Here is an 18581-nt window from a genome sequence, read left to right on the forward strand (position 1 = left end):
CGCCGGAGAGGCTGAGAACCAGCCCGTCCGGCGTTTGAGGACAAAGGGGGCGAGGGGGCGGAGCCCCCATGCGTGGACGGGAACGGGTAGGGGCGGCGGGGGCGGAAAAAGCCCCTCAGTCCACCTCCACCGCCGCCTGCGCGAACTGCGCCTTGTACAGGCGCGCGTACGCACCCCCCGCCGCCAGCAGGTCCGCGTGAGCGCCCTGCTCCACGATCGCCCCGTCCTCCATGACGAGAATCGTGTCGGCATCGCGAATCGTCGACAGACGGTGAGCGATGACGAACGACGTACGCCCGTGCGCGAGCTTCGCCATCGCCTTCTGGATGAGCACCTCGGTCCGCGTGTCCACGGAACTCGTCGCCTCGTCGAGCACGAGGATCACCGGATCGGACAGGAACGCCCGAGCGATCGTGATGAGCTGCTTCTCACCGGCGCTGACCCCGGACCCCTCGTCGTCGATGACGGTGTCGTACCCGTCGGGCAGCGTCCGTACGAACCGGTCCGCGTGGGCCGCCCGGGCCGCCTCCTCGACCTCCCCGCGGGTGACCTCGCGCGAGGCCCCGTACGCGATGTTGTCCGCGATCGTGCCGCCGAACAGCCAGGTGTCCTGCAGCACCATGCCGATACCGGCCCGCAGTTCGTCACGGGACATCGTGGCGATGTCGACGCCGTCGAGGGTGATCCGGCCGCCGGTGGTCTCGTAGAAGCGCATCAGCAGGTTCACCAGGGTCGTCTTGCCGGCGCCCGTGGGCCCCACGATCGCGACCGTGTGGCCCGGCTCCACCGACAGGGACAGGTCCTCGATGAGCGGCTTCTCCGGGTCGTACCGGAAGGAGACCCCCTCCAGGGCGACCCGGCCCCGCAGTTCCTTCGGCCGCGCCCCGGTCACCGGGTCGGCCTCCTGCTCCTCGGCGTCCAGGAGCTCGAAGATCCGTTCCGCCGAGGCGACCCCGGACTGCACGAGGTTCGCCATGGAGGCGACCTGGGTGAGCGGCATGGAGAACTGCCGGGAGTACTGGATGAAGGCCTGTACGTCACCGATGGACAGCGAGCCGGACGCGACGCGCAGCCCGCCCACCACCGCCACCAGCACATAGTTCAGGTTCGACACGAACATCATCAGCGGCTGCATGACCCCGCTGTTGAACTGCGCCCGGAACCCGGCCTCGTACAGCTTGTCGTTCTCCTCGGCGAACTGGGCCGCCGACTCGTCCTGCCGTCCGAAGACCTTCACCAGGGTGTGGCCGGTGTACATCTCCTCGATGTGCGCGTTGAGCTTGCCGGTGGTGCGCCACTGCTGCACGAAGTGCGGCTGCGACCGCTTGCCGACCCGGGTCGCGACGACGAACGACAGCGGCACGGTGATCAGCGCGACGAGCGCGAGCAGCCAGGAGACGTAGAACATCATGATCAGCACGCCGACGATGGTCAGCAGCGAGTTCACGAGCTGGCCCATCGACTGCTGGAGGGTCTGCCCTATGTTGTCGATGTCGTTCGTGGCGCGGCTGAGGACCTCACCGCGCTGGCGCTTGTCGAAGTAGGAGAGCGGCAGCCGCGACAGCTTGGTCTGCACGTCCTCGCGCATCTTGTACATCGTCAGGTTGACGGCCCGGTTCACCAGCCGTGTCGCCATCGCCATCAGCAGGCCGGCCAGCAGGAACGCCACCAGCGCGATCCCCAGGACCTCGCCGACCGCGTCGAAGTCGATGCCCTGGCCCGGGGTGAAGTCCGTGCCCGAGAGCATGTCGGCCATCCCGCCGTCGCCGCGCTCGCGCATCGCCGCGAGGACTTCGGCCTTCGACTGCCCGGCGGGCAGCTCCCGTCCGACGACGCCGGCGAAGACCAGGTCGGTGGCCCGCCCCAGGATCTTCGGACCCAGGACCGACAGGCCCACACTGCAGACCACGGCCGCGAGCATCACGTACAGCGTGGCGCGCTGCGGCTTGAACTGTGCCAGCAGCCGTTTGCCGGATCCCTTGAAATCCATCGAGTGATGGTCGGGTCCCGACCCGGCCATCATGCGCCCCATGGGCCCGGCCATCAGGCTGCCTCCGCTTCCGTCAGCTGCGAGAGCACGATCTCCCGATAGGTCTCGTTGTCGGCCATCAGTTCGTGATGGCGGCCGGTCCCGACGACCCGGCCCTCGTCGAGGACCACGATCCGGTCGGCGTCGCGGATGGTCGACACCCGCTGGGCGACGATCACGACGGTCGCCTCGGCGGTCTCCCGCGCGAGCGCGGCACGCAGCGCCGCGTCCGTGGCGTAGTCGAGCGCGGAGAACGAGTCGTCGAAGAGGTAGATCTCGGGGCGCTGTACGAGGGTCCGGGCGATGGCGAGCCGCTGCCGCTGACCGCCGGACACGTTCGTGCCGCCCTGCGCGATCGTGGCGTCGAGCCCGTTCTCCAGGCCTTCCACGAACCCCTTGGCCTGCGCCACCTCCAGCGCGTGCCACAGCTCCTCGTCCGTCGCGTCCGGATTCCCGTACCGCAGGTTGGTGGCCACCGTCCCCGCGAACAGGTACGGCTTCTGCGGTACGAGGCTCACCGTGCGCGCCAGCAGCCGCGGTTCGACCGTGCGGACGTCGACGCCGTCCACCAGCACCTGCCCGTCGGTGGCGTCGAACAGCCGGGGGACCAGGCCCAGGAGGGTCGACTTGCCGCTGCCCGTCGAACCGATCACGGCGGTCGTCTCGCCGGGCAGCGCCACCAGGTCGACGGCCTTCAGCACCGGCTCCTCGGCGCCCGGATACCGGAACCCGGCCCCGCGCAGCTCCAGATGGCCGTGCCGCCGCAGCTCAAGGACGGGCGCCTTCGGCGGGACCACACTGCTGGAGGTCTCCAGGACCTCCTGGATGCGCTCGGCGCACACCTCCGCGCGCGGCACCATCATGAACATGAAGGTGGCCATCATCACGGACATCACGATCTGCATCAGATAGGCGAGGAACGCGGTCAGCGCGCCGATCTGCATCCCGCCGCTGTCGATGCGGTGGGCGCCGAACCACACCACCGCGATCGACGAGACGTTCACCACCGTCATGACGATGGGGAACATCAGCGCCAGCATCCGCCCGGTCCCCAGCGACACCTCGGTGAGGTCGGTGTTCGCCTTCCGGAAACGCTCCTCCTCGTACCCGTCGCGCACGAAGGCACGGATGACGCGGTTGCCGGTGATCTGCTCGCGCAGCACCCGGTTCACCGTGTCCAGCCGCACTTGCATCGTGCGGAACAGCGGCCGCAGCCTGCGCACGATGAGACTGACCGAGATCCCGAGCACCGGCACCACCGCGAGGAGCACCCCGGACAGGGGCACGTCCAGGCCGAGCGCCAGCACGATGCCGCCCACGCACATGATGGGCGCCGACACCAGCAGCGTGAACGTCATCAGGGCCAGCATCTGCACCTGCTGGACGTCGTTCGTCGTACGGGTGATCAGGGACGGCGCCCCGAAATGGCCCAGCTCGCGCGCGGAGAACGACTGCACCCGGTCGAAGACGGCGGCCCGCAGGTCCCGGCCGACCGCGGAGGCCGTACGGGCGCCGTAGTAGACGGCGCCGATGTTGCAGACGACCTGGGCCAGCGAGATGCCGATCATCAGGGCGCCGAAGGACAGGATGTAACCCGTGTCGCCCTTCACGACACCGTTGTCGATGATGTCGGCGTTCAGGGTCGGCAGGAAGAGCGTGGCGCAGGTCTGCAGGAACTGCAGCAGGACGAGCAGGCCGATGGGTTTCTTGTACGGGGTGAGATAGGTACGCAGAAGTCTTATGAGCACGCTGGGTCTCTCGGGGTCGGCGGCGGGGCGGTTGGTTGCCCTTGGCCCCCATCGTCGGACACTCCCCCCGTGTTACCTCAACTGATTAACCCAAGAGAGGGCCAAGAGCGGAGAGGGTGTCGGTCCGAAGTCGTAGGCCACCCGAGACGCCCTGCGCCACCGCGTCACCGGTGGCCCCTTCAGGACCGGAAGGCGCCCGGGTGTGTCTGGTTGCGCACCGACACGTACTGCTGCCGTACCGCCTGCCCCACCGCCAGCTCCTCGCCCGGCTCCAGGACCTGCGCGGCGGCGCCCTGCCAGACCGGCGGCAGGCCCGGCTGGATCGTGCCCTGCTGGACACCGAGCGCCCAGGCTGCCTGCCGGGCCGCGCCGATCGCCGCGTAGTCCGCGGGCTGCGGCACCACGATCTGCGTACCGAGCAGCGCGGGCGCGCACGCCTGCACCGCGCTCAGCTCCGCGGCCTGCCCGAGCAGGAAGATCCGCCGCACCTCCACGCCCCGCTTGCGCAGCACGTCGAGCGCGTCGGCGAGCCCGCACAGCATGCCCTCGAAGGCGGCCCGCGCCAGATGCTCGGGCTTCATCGACTCGCGCCGCAGCCCGGCCAGGGTCCCCGCCGTGTGCGGCAGATTGGGCGTCCGCTCACCCTCCAGATACGGCAGCATGACCAGCCCGTGGGAGCCCGGCGTCGACTTCATCGCCAGGTCGGACAGCGCCTCAAGATCGGGCACGCCCAGCAGCTCGGCGGCCCCGCGCAGGGCCCGTACGGCATTGAGCGTGGTGACGACCGGCAGATGCATGCCGGTCGCGTCCGCGAGCGAGGTGATCATCCCCGTGGAGTCGACCAGCGCCTCGTGGTGGACGGCCATCACGGAACCGGAGGCGCCGAGCGAGACCACCGCGTCCCCGAGGCCGATGCCCAGACCGAAGGCCGCCGCCATCGTCTCGCCCGTACCCGCCGAGATCAGCAGCCCCTCGGGAGTGGTCCCCGCGGCCTCCCACGGCCCGAGCACGTCGGGCAGCAGGGCCTGGTGGCCGAGCGCCAGCTCCACCAGATCGGGCCGGTACGCGCCGGTCGCCGCCGACCAGTAGCCGGTGCTGGAGGCGCCGCCGCGGTCGGTGGTCCGGCGGGCCGGCCTGCCGAGCAGCTGCCACACCAGCCAGTCGTGCGTCTGGAACAGCATCGCGGTGCGCGCCGCCGCCTCGGGCTCGGTCCTCGCGAGCCACCGGAGCTTCGTCACGGGCTGGGCCGCCTGCGGTACGGAGCCCACGGCCTGCGCCCAGGCCTCCCGGCCGCCGAGCGCGTCGACTAGGTCGGCGGCGGCGACCTGGGCCCGCTTGTCCCCGCCGACCATCGCGGGGCGGACGGTGTTGCCCTGGCCGTCCACCGGGACCAGCCCGTTCTGCTGCGCGGACACACCGATGGCCTGGACGCCCTCCAGAAGCCCGCCGCCCGCGGCCTCGCCCAGGGAGAGCAGCCAGGCCTGCGGGTCGACGTCCGAGGGCCGGGAGCCCTCCGCCGCGCCGTCCAGCGGATGCGGGGCGTACCCCTGCCGGAGTACGGCCCCGCTGTCCGCGTCGCAGACGACGATGCGTGTGAAATCGGGCGAACTGTCCAGCCCGGCGACTATCCCCATGGCGGAAATTCTGCCGTATCGCTGCGCTGGCTCGGGCCGTGGGCGGCGTTGGGGTGCCCGATCTTCTCCGTCTGCGGCGCCGTCGGGGCTGGTCGCGCCCACGCGGCGGAGCCGCAAATGTCACAGCCTCGCGTCCCTGAGGTCGGTGGGGGCGGACCTGGTCCGTACACGTACCGCTAGGTGTTGCTGGTGCCCCAGTCGTCCTCTGTGCGGGTGCCGTTCGCGTTGCGGTCGCGCAGGGAGCGGACCCGCTCGGAGACCGAGTCGGGGACCCGGTCACCGACCTTCTCGCTCACCACGTGGAACGCCTTCCCGGCGAACTGCCGGCCCTGCTGGGCCGCCGATTCGGCGGTGTTGCGCACCGCCGGGTTCTGCGAGACCTGCCGGGCGGTCTTCCTCAGTTGCTCGTAGCGCTCGCGCCCGGCGCGTGTGCCGAGCACGTATCCCAGAGCCAGTCCGACGACGAACGTGAGCCGGTAGCGCATGGGGCCACCCTTCCTCTTAGTCGGTCCTTTGCGGCGGCGTCGGTCGCAGGCGGGTTACCGATTGGCGAAGCACCCCCCTGCTTGCGCTAATGTATGTGTCGCAGCGAGCGCACGCCCTCTGGCGAATACCCAGGGAGCTACGTTCGATGCAAACGAGGCAATCCCCTGTAGCTCAATTGGCAGAGCAGCCGGCTGTTAACCGGCAGGTTACTGGTTCGAGTCCAGTCGGGGGAGCTTCGATCTTCCGTAGCTCAATTGGCAGAGCAGCCGGCTGTTAACCGGCAGGTTACTGGTTCGAGTCCAGTCGGGAGAGCAGTGCGAACGAGGACCCCATGGACCCCATCGGGGTCCTTTTTCATGGCCGCGGGAACCGCTGCGTCCCAGGTGAGGTCCTAGAGGGCAGGCGAAGTCGACCATCCGAAGCAGGAGATCGTATGAGCGGCTATGCTGCGGCAGACGGCGCGCACACTTGTGCGCGACGCGCCGTAATGGGGCGGTAGCTCAGCCGGTTAGAGCAGCGGACTCATAATCCGCCGGCCGTGGGTTCGAGTCCCACCCGCCCCACCAGCGCTACGCGTGGAGAAACGATCTGACCAGCAACGTCGCTGGAGGATCAGGCGAGTTGAGGGGTCCTAGGGACCCTCCTCGCGGCTTGGGTGAGACAGGACACCGCAGTGTCGGCCCGTCCCGCGAACGGCCCAGGCCGCCTCATCCCGCGGGCCGTGCGAAGCCCCCGCCCGACCTTGATCAAAAGGCCTTCCCCGAGCCCTGTCGCGGCCCCTTCCGGGCGAAAGCAGTGGCGCGGACGGTGACCCGGACGGTGGCGGGGGCGCCGGGCCCACCGCGGGCAGCCGGAGCCGGAGCCGCGGAAGCAGCCGCAGCCGCCTCGGTAGCTCCGGCGGCCCCTTGCGCGCTGTGTCTCCACCCGACCGGTGACCGGTGACGGCCTGCGGGGCCGTGACCGTCAGAGAGGGGCCTGCCACGTCGTCGTGGTGCCCCGCTCGTCGGGGCTGTCCGGGGTGCCGTTGTCCGAGACGGTCAGGCGCACTGCCGGGCGGCCGTCCGCGAGGCTCACCGTCGCGTCGACCGTGACCGCGATACGGGTCGTGCCGGCGCGGCGTGACGCCGTCGCGAGGGCGGTCCTCAGGGCCGCGAGGAGATGCCCCGCCACCGCGTCCGGGACGCGGGTGTCGACCGGCCCCGTGAACTGGACCGACGGCTGCACGCCGAGAGCCGCCGCGGCGCCCGCCGTCTCGCGGAGCACCTTGCCCCTGAAGCTGGTCGGGGCGTCCGCGGGCGGCTGCTGCAGGGCGAAGATCGCCGTACGGACCTCCTGGACGGTGGACCGGAGTTCGTCGAGGGCCCGGCCGATCGTCGCGTGGACCTGCGCCTCCCGCTCGTCCGCGGCGGCGCGGCGCTGTGTGGACTCCAGCATCATGCCCGTGGCGAAGAGCCGCTGGACGACCAGGTCGTGCAGGTCACGGGCGATCCGGTCGCGGTCCTCGAAGACCGCGAGCCGCTCCCGGCGCTGCCGCGCGTCCGCCAGCACCAGCGCCAGCGCGGCCTGCGAGGCGAACTGCGTGGCCAGCAGCTTCTCCGCCGGGCTGTACGGGGTGTCACCGCGGCGGCGCGGCAGGGCGAGGGTGCCGATGAGCCGGCCCCCGGCCTGCAGCGGCAGCATCATGCTCGGCCCGAACCGGTGCCGTACCGGGGTCGTCATACGGGCATCGGTCGCCGAGTCGTCCAGGAACACCGGCTCGCCCCCGAGGAGTTGCTCCAGAACCGCGCTGCCGGGCGCGATGGTCGTACCGATCAGACCGTCCCGGCCGGCCGGCGCCGACGCCGTGACGATCTCCATGCCGCCCTCGTCCGTGGGCTGGAGGATCACCCCCGCCGACGCGTCGGCGAGCACGCGGGCGCGTTCGGCGACCGTCATCAGCGCGTCGGCCGCCGTCTCGCCGGTGAGCAGCGCCGTCGTCACCGCCGCCGCGCCCTCGATCCAGCGCTCCCGCTGACGGGCCGTCTCGTACAGCCGGGCGTTGCCGATCGCGATGCCCGCCTGCGCGGCCAGCAGCCGTGCCAGCTGCTCGTCCTCGGCGGTGAAGGGGCCGCCGCGTTTCTCGGTGAGGTAGAGGCTGCCGTACACCTCGTCCTCCACCAGCAGCGGTACGCCGAGGAAGCTGTGCATCTCCGGATGGCCGGGCGGGATGCCGCACGCGCGCGGGTCGGTGGTCAGGTCGGTGAGCCGCAGCGGCGCGGCCTCGTGGAGAAGCGCGCCGAGCAGGCCCCGGCGTCCGCTGGGCGGCTGCCCGATGCGGGCCCGCCCGGCCTCCGGCAGTCCGGCCGTGCAGAACTCCGCCAGGCCGTTGTCGCCGGGCGCGAGCACGCCCAGCGCCGCGTACCGGGCGCCGGTCAGCGCCGCCGCGTTCTCCACGATGCGCTGGAGCGTGGCACGCAGTTCGAGATCGCTGCCGACACCGAGGACGGCTTCGAGGAGACGGGGGAGGGGCAGGCGGGGGAGCCCCTGGGAGGGGTTCTCCGCGGGGTTCGTGGGCGTGGGTTCCGTCATGGGACCGGTGAGGGAGGGCTCTGCGGGTCCGTGCGGTCGATCAGCCGGCCGTCGGGTCCAGGACCAGGGGCTCGATCCGGCCCTCCAGCATCGCGCCCAGACCGAGGACCGCGCACACGTCGGGCCGTTCGGCGATGTGCACCGGCATGCCCGTCGCCTGCCGCAGCATCTGGTCGAGGCCGGGCAGCAGCGCGCTGCCGCCGACCATCATGATCCCGCGGTCCACGAGGTCGGCCACCAGATCCGGCGGGCAGACGCGCAGCACCTTGCCGATGCCGTCGAGCACGGCGGTCAGCGGGGTCTGGATGGCGTCGCGCACGGCGGCCGTGTCGACCTGTACGGAACGGGCGAGGCCCGTGGCCACGTCCCGGCCGTGGATCTCGGTGGACGTGGGCCCCTGCGAGGTGAGCCCGTTCCCGGACAGGGCGAGCTGCAGGGGGCGTACGGACTGCGAGGGGAGCATCAACTCGTGGTGGTGGCGCAGGTGCTGGACGATCGCGTGGTCGATGGCCTCGCCGCCCACGGGGATGCGTTCGGCGGTGACGATCGAGCCCAGCGACAGCACGGCGACCTGGGTGGCGGCGGCCCCGCACACCATGATCATGGTGGCCTCGGGGCGTTCCACGGGCAGCCCGCAGCCGACGCCGGCGGCGATGAGCGTGTCGACCAGTTCGACGCGGCGCGCGCCGAGACCGACGAGCGTCTCCACGGTCGCCCGCTGGGCCAGCGGGTCGGAGTCGTGCGGGGTGCAGGCGGCGGCCCGCAGCCGGGGCCTGCGGCGCAGGGTGCGGCGGACCTTGTCGCCGAGGAGCTGGCGCAGCATGCGCTGGGCCATCTCGATGTCGACGACCGTGCCGCCGGAGACGGGGCGTACGACACGGATGTAGTGGGGGGTACGGCCCGTCATCTTCTCGGCGAACTCGCCGACCGCGATCAGGGCGCCCGTCCTCGTGTTCACCGCGGCGACGCTGGGCTGGTCGACGATCAGCCCGGCGCCCTTCACGAAGACGCGCGTTCTCGCCGCGCCGAGGTCGACGGCGAAATGGCAGCGGCGCAACTGCTCCAGGCTGGCGGTCATGGCAGGTCCTCCCGAGAGCACAGACCGTGGGACTCCACCGGGTGGCGGTCCTCCCATGCATCGTGCGGGAACTGACGGGGTGTCGCCTTTCGGGGTGGGCCGGGCGGGGTGCGGCTGGACGGGTGGTCTTCGCGGACGGCGTACGGCCGACAGCGGACGGGCCGTCAGGTGACGGGTGGGTGTGCCGGGCGCCCGAGAGGGCTCAGGTGTTGGGGAGGGAGCGCAGGAGCGGGGCCCATGAGGCCGTCGTCACCTCGCAGCCCGCGCGGACCAGGCGGTGCCTGTGCCCCTCGGAGCGGGTGTAGCCGAGGAAGCGCAGGCCTGCTTCCCGGGCCGCGGTCAGTTCGGCGACCGACGAGCCGACCAGTACGGCGTCCTTCGGCGGTACGCCGAGGTGGTCCAGGGCGCGCAGGACGCTGTCGGGGTTCGGCATCAGCAGGGTCAGGTCGTCCGCGCGGCCGTGCACCCCGCCGCTGACCAGGCCGGTCAGCCGGCCGTGGGAGTGCAGGTACTTCCAGACCGCGCTGGGCGCGTTGTCCGCGACGACCGCGGTACGCCGCCCGAGCGAGCTGAGCGTGGTGATCAGGGCGTCCGAGAACGGGGTGGGCGCCGCGGTCGACACGGCCCGCTCCTCGATCCGGTTGAGCCGCCGGCGCAGATCCGCTCCCAGCGGGTGGTCCGCGAAGGTGCGCAGCAGGTCGAGGGGGTTGGAGCGCCCCTCCAGCGGTTGCGTGGGCCCGCCGTGGGAGGAGAGCGGCTCGCCTCGCAGCGCGGCGCCTGGGTCCCGCAGCTCGGCGAGGAGCGCGGCGAGTTCCCTGGTGGCCTGCTTCTCGGCGTCACTCGTATAGAGCCGGACGAGGGGCCCGTCGAATCCGAGGAGCACGCAAGGGCTCTCCATCAGGGCCGCGGCGGCGTCGTCCGGCCGCGGGGTGGCGGTCCGCCGGGTGGGTGCGGGTTGCCGGGCGGGCGCGGACGGGGTGGTCCCGGCGTCCCGAGTGGCCTCCGGCCGGTGCGGGGACTCCGCCTCCGGAGCACTCCCGGATCGGCCGGCGGACCCGGACGGCCGAACGGTCTCGGACGCGGAGGAGGTCCCGGGCGGAGGGACGATCTCGGGTGCAGGGGCGGTCTCGGGTGGCGAGGCGGTCCCGGGTGGAGAGGCGGTCTCGACCGCGGAGGCCGGCTCGGGCAAAGGGGCGATCCCGGATGGTGACGTGTTTTCGGGTGGAGGCTCGGCCTCCGGTCGGTGGGCGGGGTGCGGGTCCGGGCGCGGGGCCGTGGGCGGGTGCGGTTCGCCCTCCGGGGTGAGGCGGATCGAGCACGCCACCGAGAGGCCGGGTACCGGCCACTTGCGCAGCCCGCTGTGCAGTGCGTGCTGTGCCGCGCCCGCGCGGCGGAGCGGGTGGCGGCGTGTGATGCGGCGGGCCTCCCTGAGCAGGTGGTCCAGGAGGCGTTCGGAGACGTTGGCGGTCTCGCCGTGCACGAAGGCCACCGGGTCGTCGACGTGCCAGGACAGCTCGACGGACGCGGCGAAGGCACCACCGCCGGAGCTGGGCAGGGACAGCTCGTGGGCGGCCTGCCGCGTGGTGAGGTCGACCTCGTAGTACGTGAGGCGGGGCCCCGACGTGGGCGTACCGGCGAACCCGTCGGGGTCGAAGAGGGCCAGCGCGCCGTCGGGCGGCTGGAACACCACGGCGGTGCGCCCGGGCTCGGGGAGGGGGATCGACACGCGGCGGCGGGTGCTGAACGGGCCGCGCACGAGGTCGCGCCGCCCGGGCGCGGGGTCCGGGACGCGGTCCGGGATCTCCAGGCGGCAGGACCAGGCGAGGGGCGGCCCGTCGCCCGCCCCGGGAGGCACGGGCCGGAAGTGGACCGGGCCCACCGGCACGTCACCGCTCGTCAGCTCCTCGTAGAGGACGGGGGAGACGACCACGGCGATGTCCGGCTGATCGGGGGAAGGGGGTGCGGGGGCGGTACGGGGAGGGTGCGCGGTGTGCCAGAACGTCAGCCGGATCCTGGGCGGGTCCGGCACCTCCAGGAGTATGTCCGGCAGATCGCGCAGGGTCGCGTTCAGCACGTTCAGTACGGATGCCCCGGGGGCGACGAGGACGAGGTAGCCGTTGTCGACGGCCTGCATGTCGTACTGGTCGGAGGTCAGTCCGCTCAGGGAGAGCAGCCAGGCGATGGTGTGGGAGAGCGTGCCGTGGGCTCCCCGGTGGCCGCCGGATTCCGTGAACTCCACCGTGATGGTCGGCCGGTTGTCGTCGGGGGTGGCCCGCAGCTCGCGGTACAGCTCAAGGAGGGTGAGGTTCGGCTCGCTGAACTGCCGGGCCTGGAGCTCCTCGTACGCCTCGTACGAGTCGATGGCCTCGGCGACACGGCCCTGGCCCTTGAGGGCGAGCATGTGCAGGCGGCGGAAGTCCTCGCGCTCGGGGTGCTCGCGGAGCAGCTCGCCGAGGTCGGTGGCGGCGCCCTCGAACCGGCCCAGTTCCAGGTCGAGTTCGGCCCGGGTGACGCAGAGCGTGAGGCGCAGGGCGCGCAGCCGGACGCGGGTCGTCTGCGCGGCGGGGCCGGGGACGCCGTCGAGGGGATCGCCGTACCAGAGGCCGAGCGCGTGCCGCACGGCCTCGCGGGCCGCCGTCAGGTCCCCGTTCTCCCGGTGCGACTCGGCCTCGGCGACCAGCGCCTTGCACCGCTCCACGTCGACGGTGCCGAGTCCCGCGTGCAGGGCGTGGCCGTCGGCGGTGGTGGCGAGGAGCCCGGGGCCAAGGCTCTCGCGCAGGGCGGCGGCGTACGTGGCCAGGAGGCGTTCGGGGTGCTGCGGGGGGCGGTGTCCCCACAGCCCCTCGGCCAGTTCGCCGTCGGTCACCGGCCTGCCGTTGCGCAGGAGCAGCTGGCAGAGCAGGGCCTGTTCCTCGGGGGAGTGGACGGTCCGGGAGGGGCCGTTCGGGTCGATGCGTACGGGACCGAGCAGCCGGTAGCGGGGGCGGTCCGCCGCGACCGCCTCGACCACCGCCCCGAAGGCGGGGGTCAGGAAGAGGTCCTTGCCGCGGTGCTGGGTCTCCGTGTCCGGCGAGAGCAGCCGGCCGAAGGCGTCGGTGAAGCGCCGCCGGTGCTCGGCGGGGATGCCGGGCAAATCCTCCGCTGCCCTGCCGCCGGCCAGCTCCCGCAGCAGGAGCCCGAAGTCGTGCAGGTCCCGCGACTCGTCGAGGCCCCGGGGCCGCTCCGGCCGCCCCAGCGGGAAGCCACCGATCACGACCGTGCCGTCCGGCGCGAACAGCAGGTGACCGGGAGCGAGTTCACCGTGCGCCAGACCGCGTGCGTGCAGCGCTTCGAGGCCCTGCGCGACCTGCCGGGCCAGCGGTGCCAGCAGGGCGAAGGGCAGCCGGAAGCCGCCGTGGGCCGTGAGTTCGGCCAGAGTGACTCCGTCCACGAACTCCGTGACGAGATACGCGGTGCCGTCCTCGAAGCCGTAGTCGTACACGGCCGGCACATTCGGATGCTCCACGCCCGCGAGGGCCCGCGCGGCCTCAAGGAACGCCTGCCGCCGCTTCGGCGCGACGGTGTACCGGTGCAGCGCGACCCGCCGCTCGCGCCGGGTGTCCTGGGCCTCCATGACGCGCTTGCCCAGCCCCAGACGGCGTACGGGCCGGTACCTGCCGAGCACCGGTCCCGCGCCGGCCTTCGGGGGCGGCCCGCCCATCCGCCGTACGGACTCCTCCCGCACCGCGGCGAACGGTTCGCCCGCCGCCGGCCCGCCCCCGGCGCCCGTGCCCGCGCCACCGGGGGCGAGCACGCGGAACTCGCCGGCCGAAAGACCGGCCCGCTCGTCGATCAACGCGCCTATACGGGCCAGGAGTTCGGAGGTCCGGCCGTACGCCGAGCGCGGCAGGGTGCGGCGCAGCAGCTCCCGTACGCCCGGGCGGAACACGTACGAACCGGTCGCCCCCGGGACCGCGACCAGCGCGCCGCTGAGGATCACCTCGGCCAGGTGCTGCGGCCGCGGGTTCTTCTCGACCGCCGCCTGCACCAGACGCATGACCGGCAACTCCACCGGCCCCACGGCGAGATGACCGGCCAGCCGGAAGGCCTCCGGCGAGGCGAGCGAGCGGAACCGCAGCAGCAGCTCCTCCGGGGACAGCCGCTCGACATCGCTGCGGCCCCGCTCGTCGACCGGGGCGAGCGGTGGCCCGGCGCCCAACAGGCCCACGGCGCCCGGCAGTCGGCCGCCGACCGCCACCAGTGACGACCAGTTCGCCAGCCAGGGAGCGGAGGCTTCGAGTACGGGAAGGGGGAGGACGCCGGGTGGCAGGCCCTCCAGCGCGTCCGCGTCCACGTCGTAGGCCGCGTTGGGCGCCGCCGGTCCCGGCGCGGCGATCCGCGCCGTCGTGGCCGGCAGCGCGGTGGTGCGCCACAGGCGTTCCGGCAGCGGCTGGACCAGGGCGACCGGCATCCGGGCCGACCAGCGGCGCAGTGTGCCGTACCAGCGGGCGCCCGCCGGGCCGTCCCGCCACTGCGGGCCCATGCAGTCGCTGAGGAGGAGCGTGACCGTGCGGCCGTCGGCGAACGACTCCTGCGAACCGGGGCGGCGTACCGTGCCGTCGGCCTCCAGCCGGTGCAGTTCCACCGTGCGGAAGATGCCCGACTGGACCAGCGCCGCGTGCAGTTCGCGCACGAGCGGGCGCCAGACGGGCATCGTCGGGCCGGTGTCGTGCACGAGGTGCAGCGTCAGCCATCGCTCGGTCATGGGCCGCAGTACGGGCAGCCACCACTGGGGCGCGGCTCCGAGCCGGGCGATCCGGTGGGCGGTGGCCGCCTCGTCCAGCTCCCGGCCGACCGGCGCGGGGACGCTCCGCTTGAGGGGGCGCAGGGCGCGCTGGAGCTTGAGGGGGTGGGGGAGCATCGGGGGCGCGGGGGCCAGGAGGGACGTGTACGGGCCGTTCGGAGGCGGGGCCTCCGCCGGGCGTCCGTCCCGGCGCGGGCCCTGCGGGGCGGCTGCGGGAGTGTGCTTGCCCGGCAGGTGGAGGGGGATGCGGGGGTCCGGTGCGTCCGGTGACTCCGTCGGGTCCGGGGTGGTGTGGGGTGCGGGTTCGTGGGGGTTGGGCGCGCCGTTCCCCGCGCCCCTTGGGTGGGTGGGGGTGGACGGGGCGGGAAGGCTCGGGTCGGCCGTGGGGGAGGGCGTGGGCGGGGTGGTGGGATCGGTCGGTGGCATGTGGGCCGCCAGCCACAGGAGTTCCGCCAGTTCCACCGCGGTGGGGTGCGGGGCGCCGGACGCCCGGGCCAGTACGGCGGCGAGAAACGCGGCGCCCGCGCTCCCGCCTTCGTCCGCGTCCGGGCCCGGGCCCGCGTCAGAACGCATCCGGTTCCTCCGCCGAACGGCTCAGATACGGCATCAGCTGCTCGGCCAGTTCGTCGCGGGACGACGCGTCGAGGCCCGCCACACCCGTGAGGTAGATCGCGTTGAGCAGTTGGTCCGTGGCCAGCTCGCCCTCGGTCCCGCGGGACAGGAAGCGTTCGATCAGGTCGCGGGCGTACGCGTCGGGCTCGCCCAGGTGGGCGCGGACGATGTGCTCCAGATGCGCGGCGCGGGGCTGGTGGAGTTCGAGGCGGACACAGCGGCGGAGGAAGGCGGGCGGGAACTCGCGCTCGCCGTTGCTGGTGAGGACCACGAAGGGAAAGGCCCGGCAGCGGACCCGGCCGCGCGAGACCCCGACCCGCTCGTCCGTGCCGTCGATCATCACCTCGGCCGTCGGGGTGTGCCGGGCGGAGCGGACCAGCTCGGGGATCTCGTACTGGCCCTCCTCCAGGATGTTGAGGAGGTCGTTCGGCAGGTCCAGGTCGCTCTTGTCGATCTCGTCGATCAGCAGCGCGCGCGGCCGGCCGTACGGGAGCAGCGCCGTGCCGAGCGGGCCGAGCCGCAGATGGTCCTGCAGCTCGCTGTCCTTCGGCAGGACGGGGTCGGACGGGGCCTCGCCGCCTGGGCGGACGTCGCGCGCCGCCGCGTACAGGCGGGACAGCGGGTCGTACTGGTAGAGCCCGTCGTGCAGCGTGGTGCGGCTGGTGATGTTCCAGCGGAGCACCGGGCCGAGCCGCAGCTCCCTCGCGACGGCGTACGCCAGGCTCGACTTGCCGCTGCCCGGCGGGCCCGTCACCAGCAGGGGCCTGCGCAGATAGAGGGCCGCGTTGACGAGCTGCACTGCGCGGTCCGTGGCGCGGTAGGTGCGGGCGCGGTGCCGGCGGTCCGGGGACGTCGCCGAGGCGTCGTCGTCCTCGGCGGGCGTCGCCAGCTCCGGACCGCCGTCGAAGTCGCGCCAGGGCGGCGGCGCGGGCAGCTCGGCGATGCCGTCGTGGGGCTCGCTCGCACCCGTGTAGACGGGCCACAGGGACATGATCTCTCCGTACGTGTTCCGGTGTGCGGTTGCGGCTTCGGCCGGCTGGGACGCACACGCCCTAGCCGACCGGGTTGTGCAGGTAGCCGACGGGGTCAGGCAGGCATTCGGGGTCCTCCCACAGCAGGGCCAGGTCGTACGCCCAGTGCGGCTCCGGGGCGTCGGAGGCGTACGCCGTCTCACGCAACTCATGGATGTGGCGCGGCAGTTCGCGGGGCGGCAGGTTCGCCAGATGTGCGGCGAGGCGGTCCAGGAACTCCGAGCCCCGGCAGTCCACCGACTCCCCGCACCGGTGCTCGCCCCGGCAGCCGGTGCGCGGCCACAGCATCACCGGCACCGCCGCGTTCAGGCTCGCCTGGAACAGCCGGCGGACCCGGTCCGCGCGCGGCGGCGTCGCGAAACCCACCATGTCGGCGTCGCGGCGCAGCCCGATGGTCAGCTTCACCTGGTCCTGGCCGACCGACCAGCAGTCGATCCGGTGCAGCCGGGCCGCCGGCCGCTCGTCCAGGTACTGCCACTTCTGCCGGAGCTTGTGCTGCAGGCCGCCGCTGCGCCGGCGCTCCAGGTCCATCACGACCAGCGGCGCGAAGGAACCGAGCGGGCTGTCGTCGTCCGCGCTGCGCTGCCAGTGCGCGACGTCCGTGTTGAGCCAGCGGCGCGGCAGCACGAAGGCGATCAGCTCGCGTGCGCCCAGTTCCAGTTCGCGGTAGGCCTCGTCGATCCGCTCCAGGGTGTAGGGGCGTACGCGGTCGACGGGGAGGCGGCGCGAGCCCACCACTCTTCGGTGTCTTCCGTTGTACGCGGACACCTCCACGAGGAAGGTTCCGTCGCCGGAACCGCTGGGGGCGATCTCCACGAGGATCGGGGACCAGGGGTGCGCGGCGTCGCGGGCGGTCCCTTGCGCGGGCCTCGCCCGGCCGGCCGGGTCCGGGTAGCGCGCTCGGGGCGCGGAGGGCCAGGCACGCAGGGCGGTCCGGGTGGGGGTGTCGTCGACGAAGTCGGCGAGGCGGGTGGTGAAGCGGGTGATCGCCTCCGGGTCCTGTACCTCGGAGAGGAGGTACCAGGCGGCGTCCCAGAGGGAGGTGAAGCCGTGGGGCGGGAGTGGGGGGCCCAGGGGGCCCACGGCCTCCTGGTACAGCCGTTCCGGGGAGTGGGTGTGGTGCGTCTGCGGGCCGGTGGGGGCCGGTCGCGCAGTTCCCCGCGCCCCTGAAAGGCGGGGCTGCGCCCCTGCCTGGTTTTCGTCTGCGGGTTCGGAGGGGGCTTGTCGCGCAGTTCCCCGCGCCCCTGACAGGCGGGGCTGCGCCCCGGCCTGGTCTGCGGTTGCTGGAGGCTCCAGTTGTTCCAGTAGGTGTCTCAGGGATTTCTTCTGGTGCTGGTCGTGGGCCGGGGTGGGGATGAGGTCTGCCAGGCGGGGCCAGTAGCGGGCCATGATGTGGGCGGGGAGCATGCGGCCGTTGCGGATCTCGGGGCTGCGGGCGGCCGCCGAGACCATGCCGACGACCCGGCCGGTGTCCGCGAGGGTCACCGCGGCGCCGCTGAACCCGGGCGCGAGCGGCTGCCCGTGCGCGGCCCACGACTCCAGCTGGACCCACTCGCCGGCGATCAACTGCTGTGCGGTGGCGCGGTACTCGGCGAGCGTCCCCTCGTCGTAGCGCTTGGGGAAGCCGTACGCGAGGAGCCGACGCGGGGGATCGCCGTACGCGTCGGTGGGCGTCGCGAACTCCGCGGGCTTCATCGGCACCGGCCGGTCCAGTTCCAGTACGGCCAGATCGCCCGGGTCGCTCTCGCGGCCGTCCCAGCCGCCGTGCGCGACCACCCGGGCGGACACCTGCTCGTAGCCGCCGTGCGCGAAGGACACCGCGACCGCCTCGGTGTCACTGCGCGCCACGACATGGGCGCAGGTCAGAACGTGCTGCTCAGTGACGAGGAAACCGGCACCGGTGTCCCGTCCGCAGCTGATTCTCGCGTGCCAGGAAGCGCTGCTCATGGGCGCGGGGTGGTCCCCGGGGCGGCGGGGGAGGCGGGGGCGGCCTCCGCAAGGCCGTCCGGCCGCTCGGGCGACCAGGAGAGCTTGACCACGAGATGGCCCTCGACGGCACTCTTGGCGATCAACGCGCCCGCCTCCGCGGTGAGTTTGACGCCGAACTCGATCTCCACGGAGTCGGGCTGCAGCGAACCGTCCCTGAAGACGCGGAGCGCAGCCCCTGCGGCGGCCCGCACCCCCTCCAGCGAGCCCTCGAAGGTGCGGGCCGCGGCGACCGTTCCGTCGCCCCGTGCCACCAGGCGGGAACCCGACTCGTCCTCGGCTCCCTCGACGACCACAAGGGCCCCGTCGTCGGTCTTGAACTCCACTAATCCGTCCATGTCGCCGTACAACCCCCGTACTCCGTCACTGGTGAGCGCCTTCATTGTCACGGACGGTACTTGCCGCTGTCGCGGTTTCCACCGGTCGTTCACCGTTCCTGTGGCGGAAAACCGCCAGGGCAGCTTCCCGCCAGGTTCCGTCGGCACCACCGCAACACCGGCCCCCCGACACTCTTCGCAGCACCCTGACACCGCAGCAGCGCCGACAAGAGGGGCACCGATGATCAGAGGTTCCGTCAGGCACGGGGTGGCGCTCGCGTAGGATTGTCTGTTTGTAGATCTGGTTGG

The 18581-nt window shown here is 72.7% G+C and carries 10 protein-coding genes and 3 tRNA genes; 3 read left to right on the forward strand and 10 right to left on the reverse strand.

What is annotated here, in order from left to right; translation table 11 throughout:
• Positions 1-115: 115 nt before the first annotated feature.
• The 4 genes from ACFWGJ_RS27970 to ACFWGJ_RS27985 form a co-directional block, all read right to left on the reverse strand.
• Positions 116-2044 carry an ABC transporter ATP-binding protein gene (locus ACFWGJ_RS27970; RefSeq protein WP_387329887.1) on the reverse strand — a complete coding sequence of 643 codons (1929 nt, stop codon included), beginning with the start codon at positions 2042-2044 and terminating at the stop codon, positions 116-118.
• Positions 2044-3777 (reverse strand): ABC transporter ATP-binding protein, encoded by a 1734-nt coding sequence (locus ACFWGJ_RS27975; RefSeq protein ID WP_387329890.1) that lies wholly within the window; start codon positions 3775-3777, stop codon positions 2044-2046. Before ACFWGJ_RS27975 ends, ACFWGJ_RS27970 begins: the two co-directional genes overlap by 1 nt.
• A gap of 179 nt (positions 3778-3956) precedes the next feature.
• The gene (locus tag ACFWGJ_RS27980) at positions 3957-5411 is read right to left on the reverse strand and encodes an FGGY family carbohydrate kinase (RefSeq protein ID WP_387329893.1); all 1455 of its coding nucleotides are present in this window, start codon (positions 5409-5411) and stop codon (positions 3957-3959) included.
• A 176-nt stretch (positions 5412-5587) separates the two neighbouring features.
• On the reverse strand, positions 5588-5896 hold the full coding sequence (locus ACFWGJ_RS27985; RefSeq protein WP_210882854.1) for a YtxH domain-containing protein: 309 nt from the start codon (positions 5894-5896) through the stop codon (positions 5588-5590).
• Between the two features lie 161 nt (positions 5897-6057).
• Here ACFWGJ_RS27985 and ACFWGJ_RS27990 point away from each other — a divergent pair.
• The 3 genes from ACFWGJ_RS27990 (at position 6058) to ACFWGJ_RS28000 (ending at position 6463) form a co-directional block, all read left to right on the forward strand.
• Positions 6058-6130, forward strand: a tRNA-Asn gene (locus ACFWGJ_RS27990).
• Between the two features lie 6 nt (positions 6131-6136).
• Positions 6137-6209 (forward strand) — tRNA-Asn (locus ACFWGJ_RS27995).
• 177 nt (positions 6210-6386) lie between these two features.
• Positions 6387-6463 (forward strand) — tRNA-Ile (locus ACFWGJ_RS28000).
• A 397-nt stretch (positions 6464-6860) separates the two neighbouring features.
• Here the strand turns inward: ACFWGJ_RS28000 and ACFWGJ_RS28005 are convergent.
• The 6 genes from ACFWGJ_RS28005 to ACFWGJ_RS28030 all read right to left on the reverse strand — a co-directional run bounded on the left by ACFWGJ_RS28005 (position 6861) and on the right by ACFWGJ_RS28030 (position 18293).
• Positions 6861-8465 (reverse strand): GAF domain-containing protein, encoded by a 1605-nt coding sequence (locus ACFWGJ_RS28005; protein ID WP_387329897.1) that lies wholly within the window; start codon positions 8463-8465, stop codon positions 6861-6863.
• Between the two features lie 40 nt (positions 8466-8505).
• Positions 8506-9543, reverse strand: coding sequence for a rod shape-determining protein (locus ACFWGJ_RS28010; protein ID WP_387329900.1), 1038 nt, complete (start codon positions 9541-9543; stop codon positions 8506-8508).
• Between the two features lie 202 nt (positions 9544-9745).
• The gene (locus ACFWGJ_RS28015) at positions 9746-14899 is read right to left on the reverse strand and encodes an SAV_2336 N-terminal domain-related protein (RefSeq protein WP_387329903.1); all 5154 of its coding nucleotides are present in this window, start codon (positions 14897-14899) and stop codon (positions 9746-9748) included.
• Entirely contained in the window at positions 14889-15929 is a 1041-nt protein-coding gene (locus ACFWGJ_RS28020; protein WP_387329906.1) for an AAA family ATPase, read from the reverse strand. Before ACFWGJ_RS28020 ends, ACFWGJ_RS28015 begins: the two co-directional genes overlap by 11 nt.
• 61 nt (positions 15930-15990) lie before the next feature.
• The gene (locus tag ACFWGJ_RS28025; protein ID WP_387329909.1) at positions 15991-17916 is read right to left on the reverse strand and encodes a trypsin-like peptidase domain-containing protein; all 1926 of its coding nucleotides are present in this window, start codon (positions 17914-17916) and stop codon (positions 15991-15993) included.
• Entirely contained in the window at positions 17913-18293 is a 381-nt protein-coding gene (locus ACFWGJ_RS28030) for a CU044_2847 family protein (RefSeq protein ID WP_387329912.1), read from the reverse strand. The genes ACFWGJ_RS28025 and ACFWGJ_RS28030 overlap by 4 nt, the downstream gene beginning before the upstream one ends.
• Between the last annotated feature and the right edge of the window lie 288 nt (positions 18294-18581).

The organism is Streptomyces sp. NPDC060205 (genome assembly GCF_042728395.1).
In the GTDB taxonomy this organism is placed as follows: domain Bacteria; phylum Actinomycetota; class Actinomycetes; order Streptomycetales; family Streptomycetaceae; genus Streptomyces.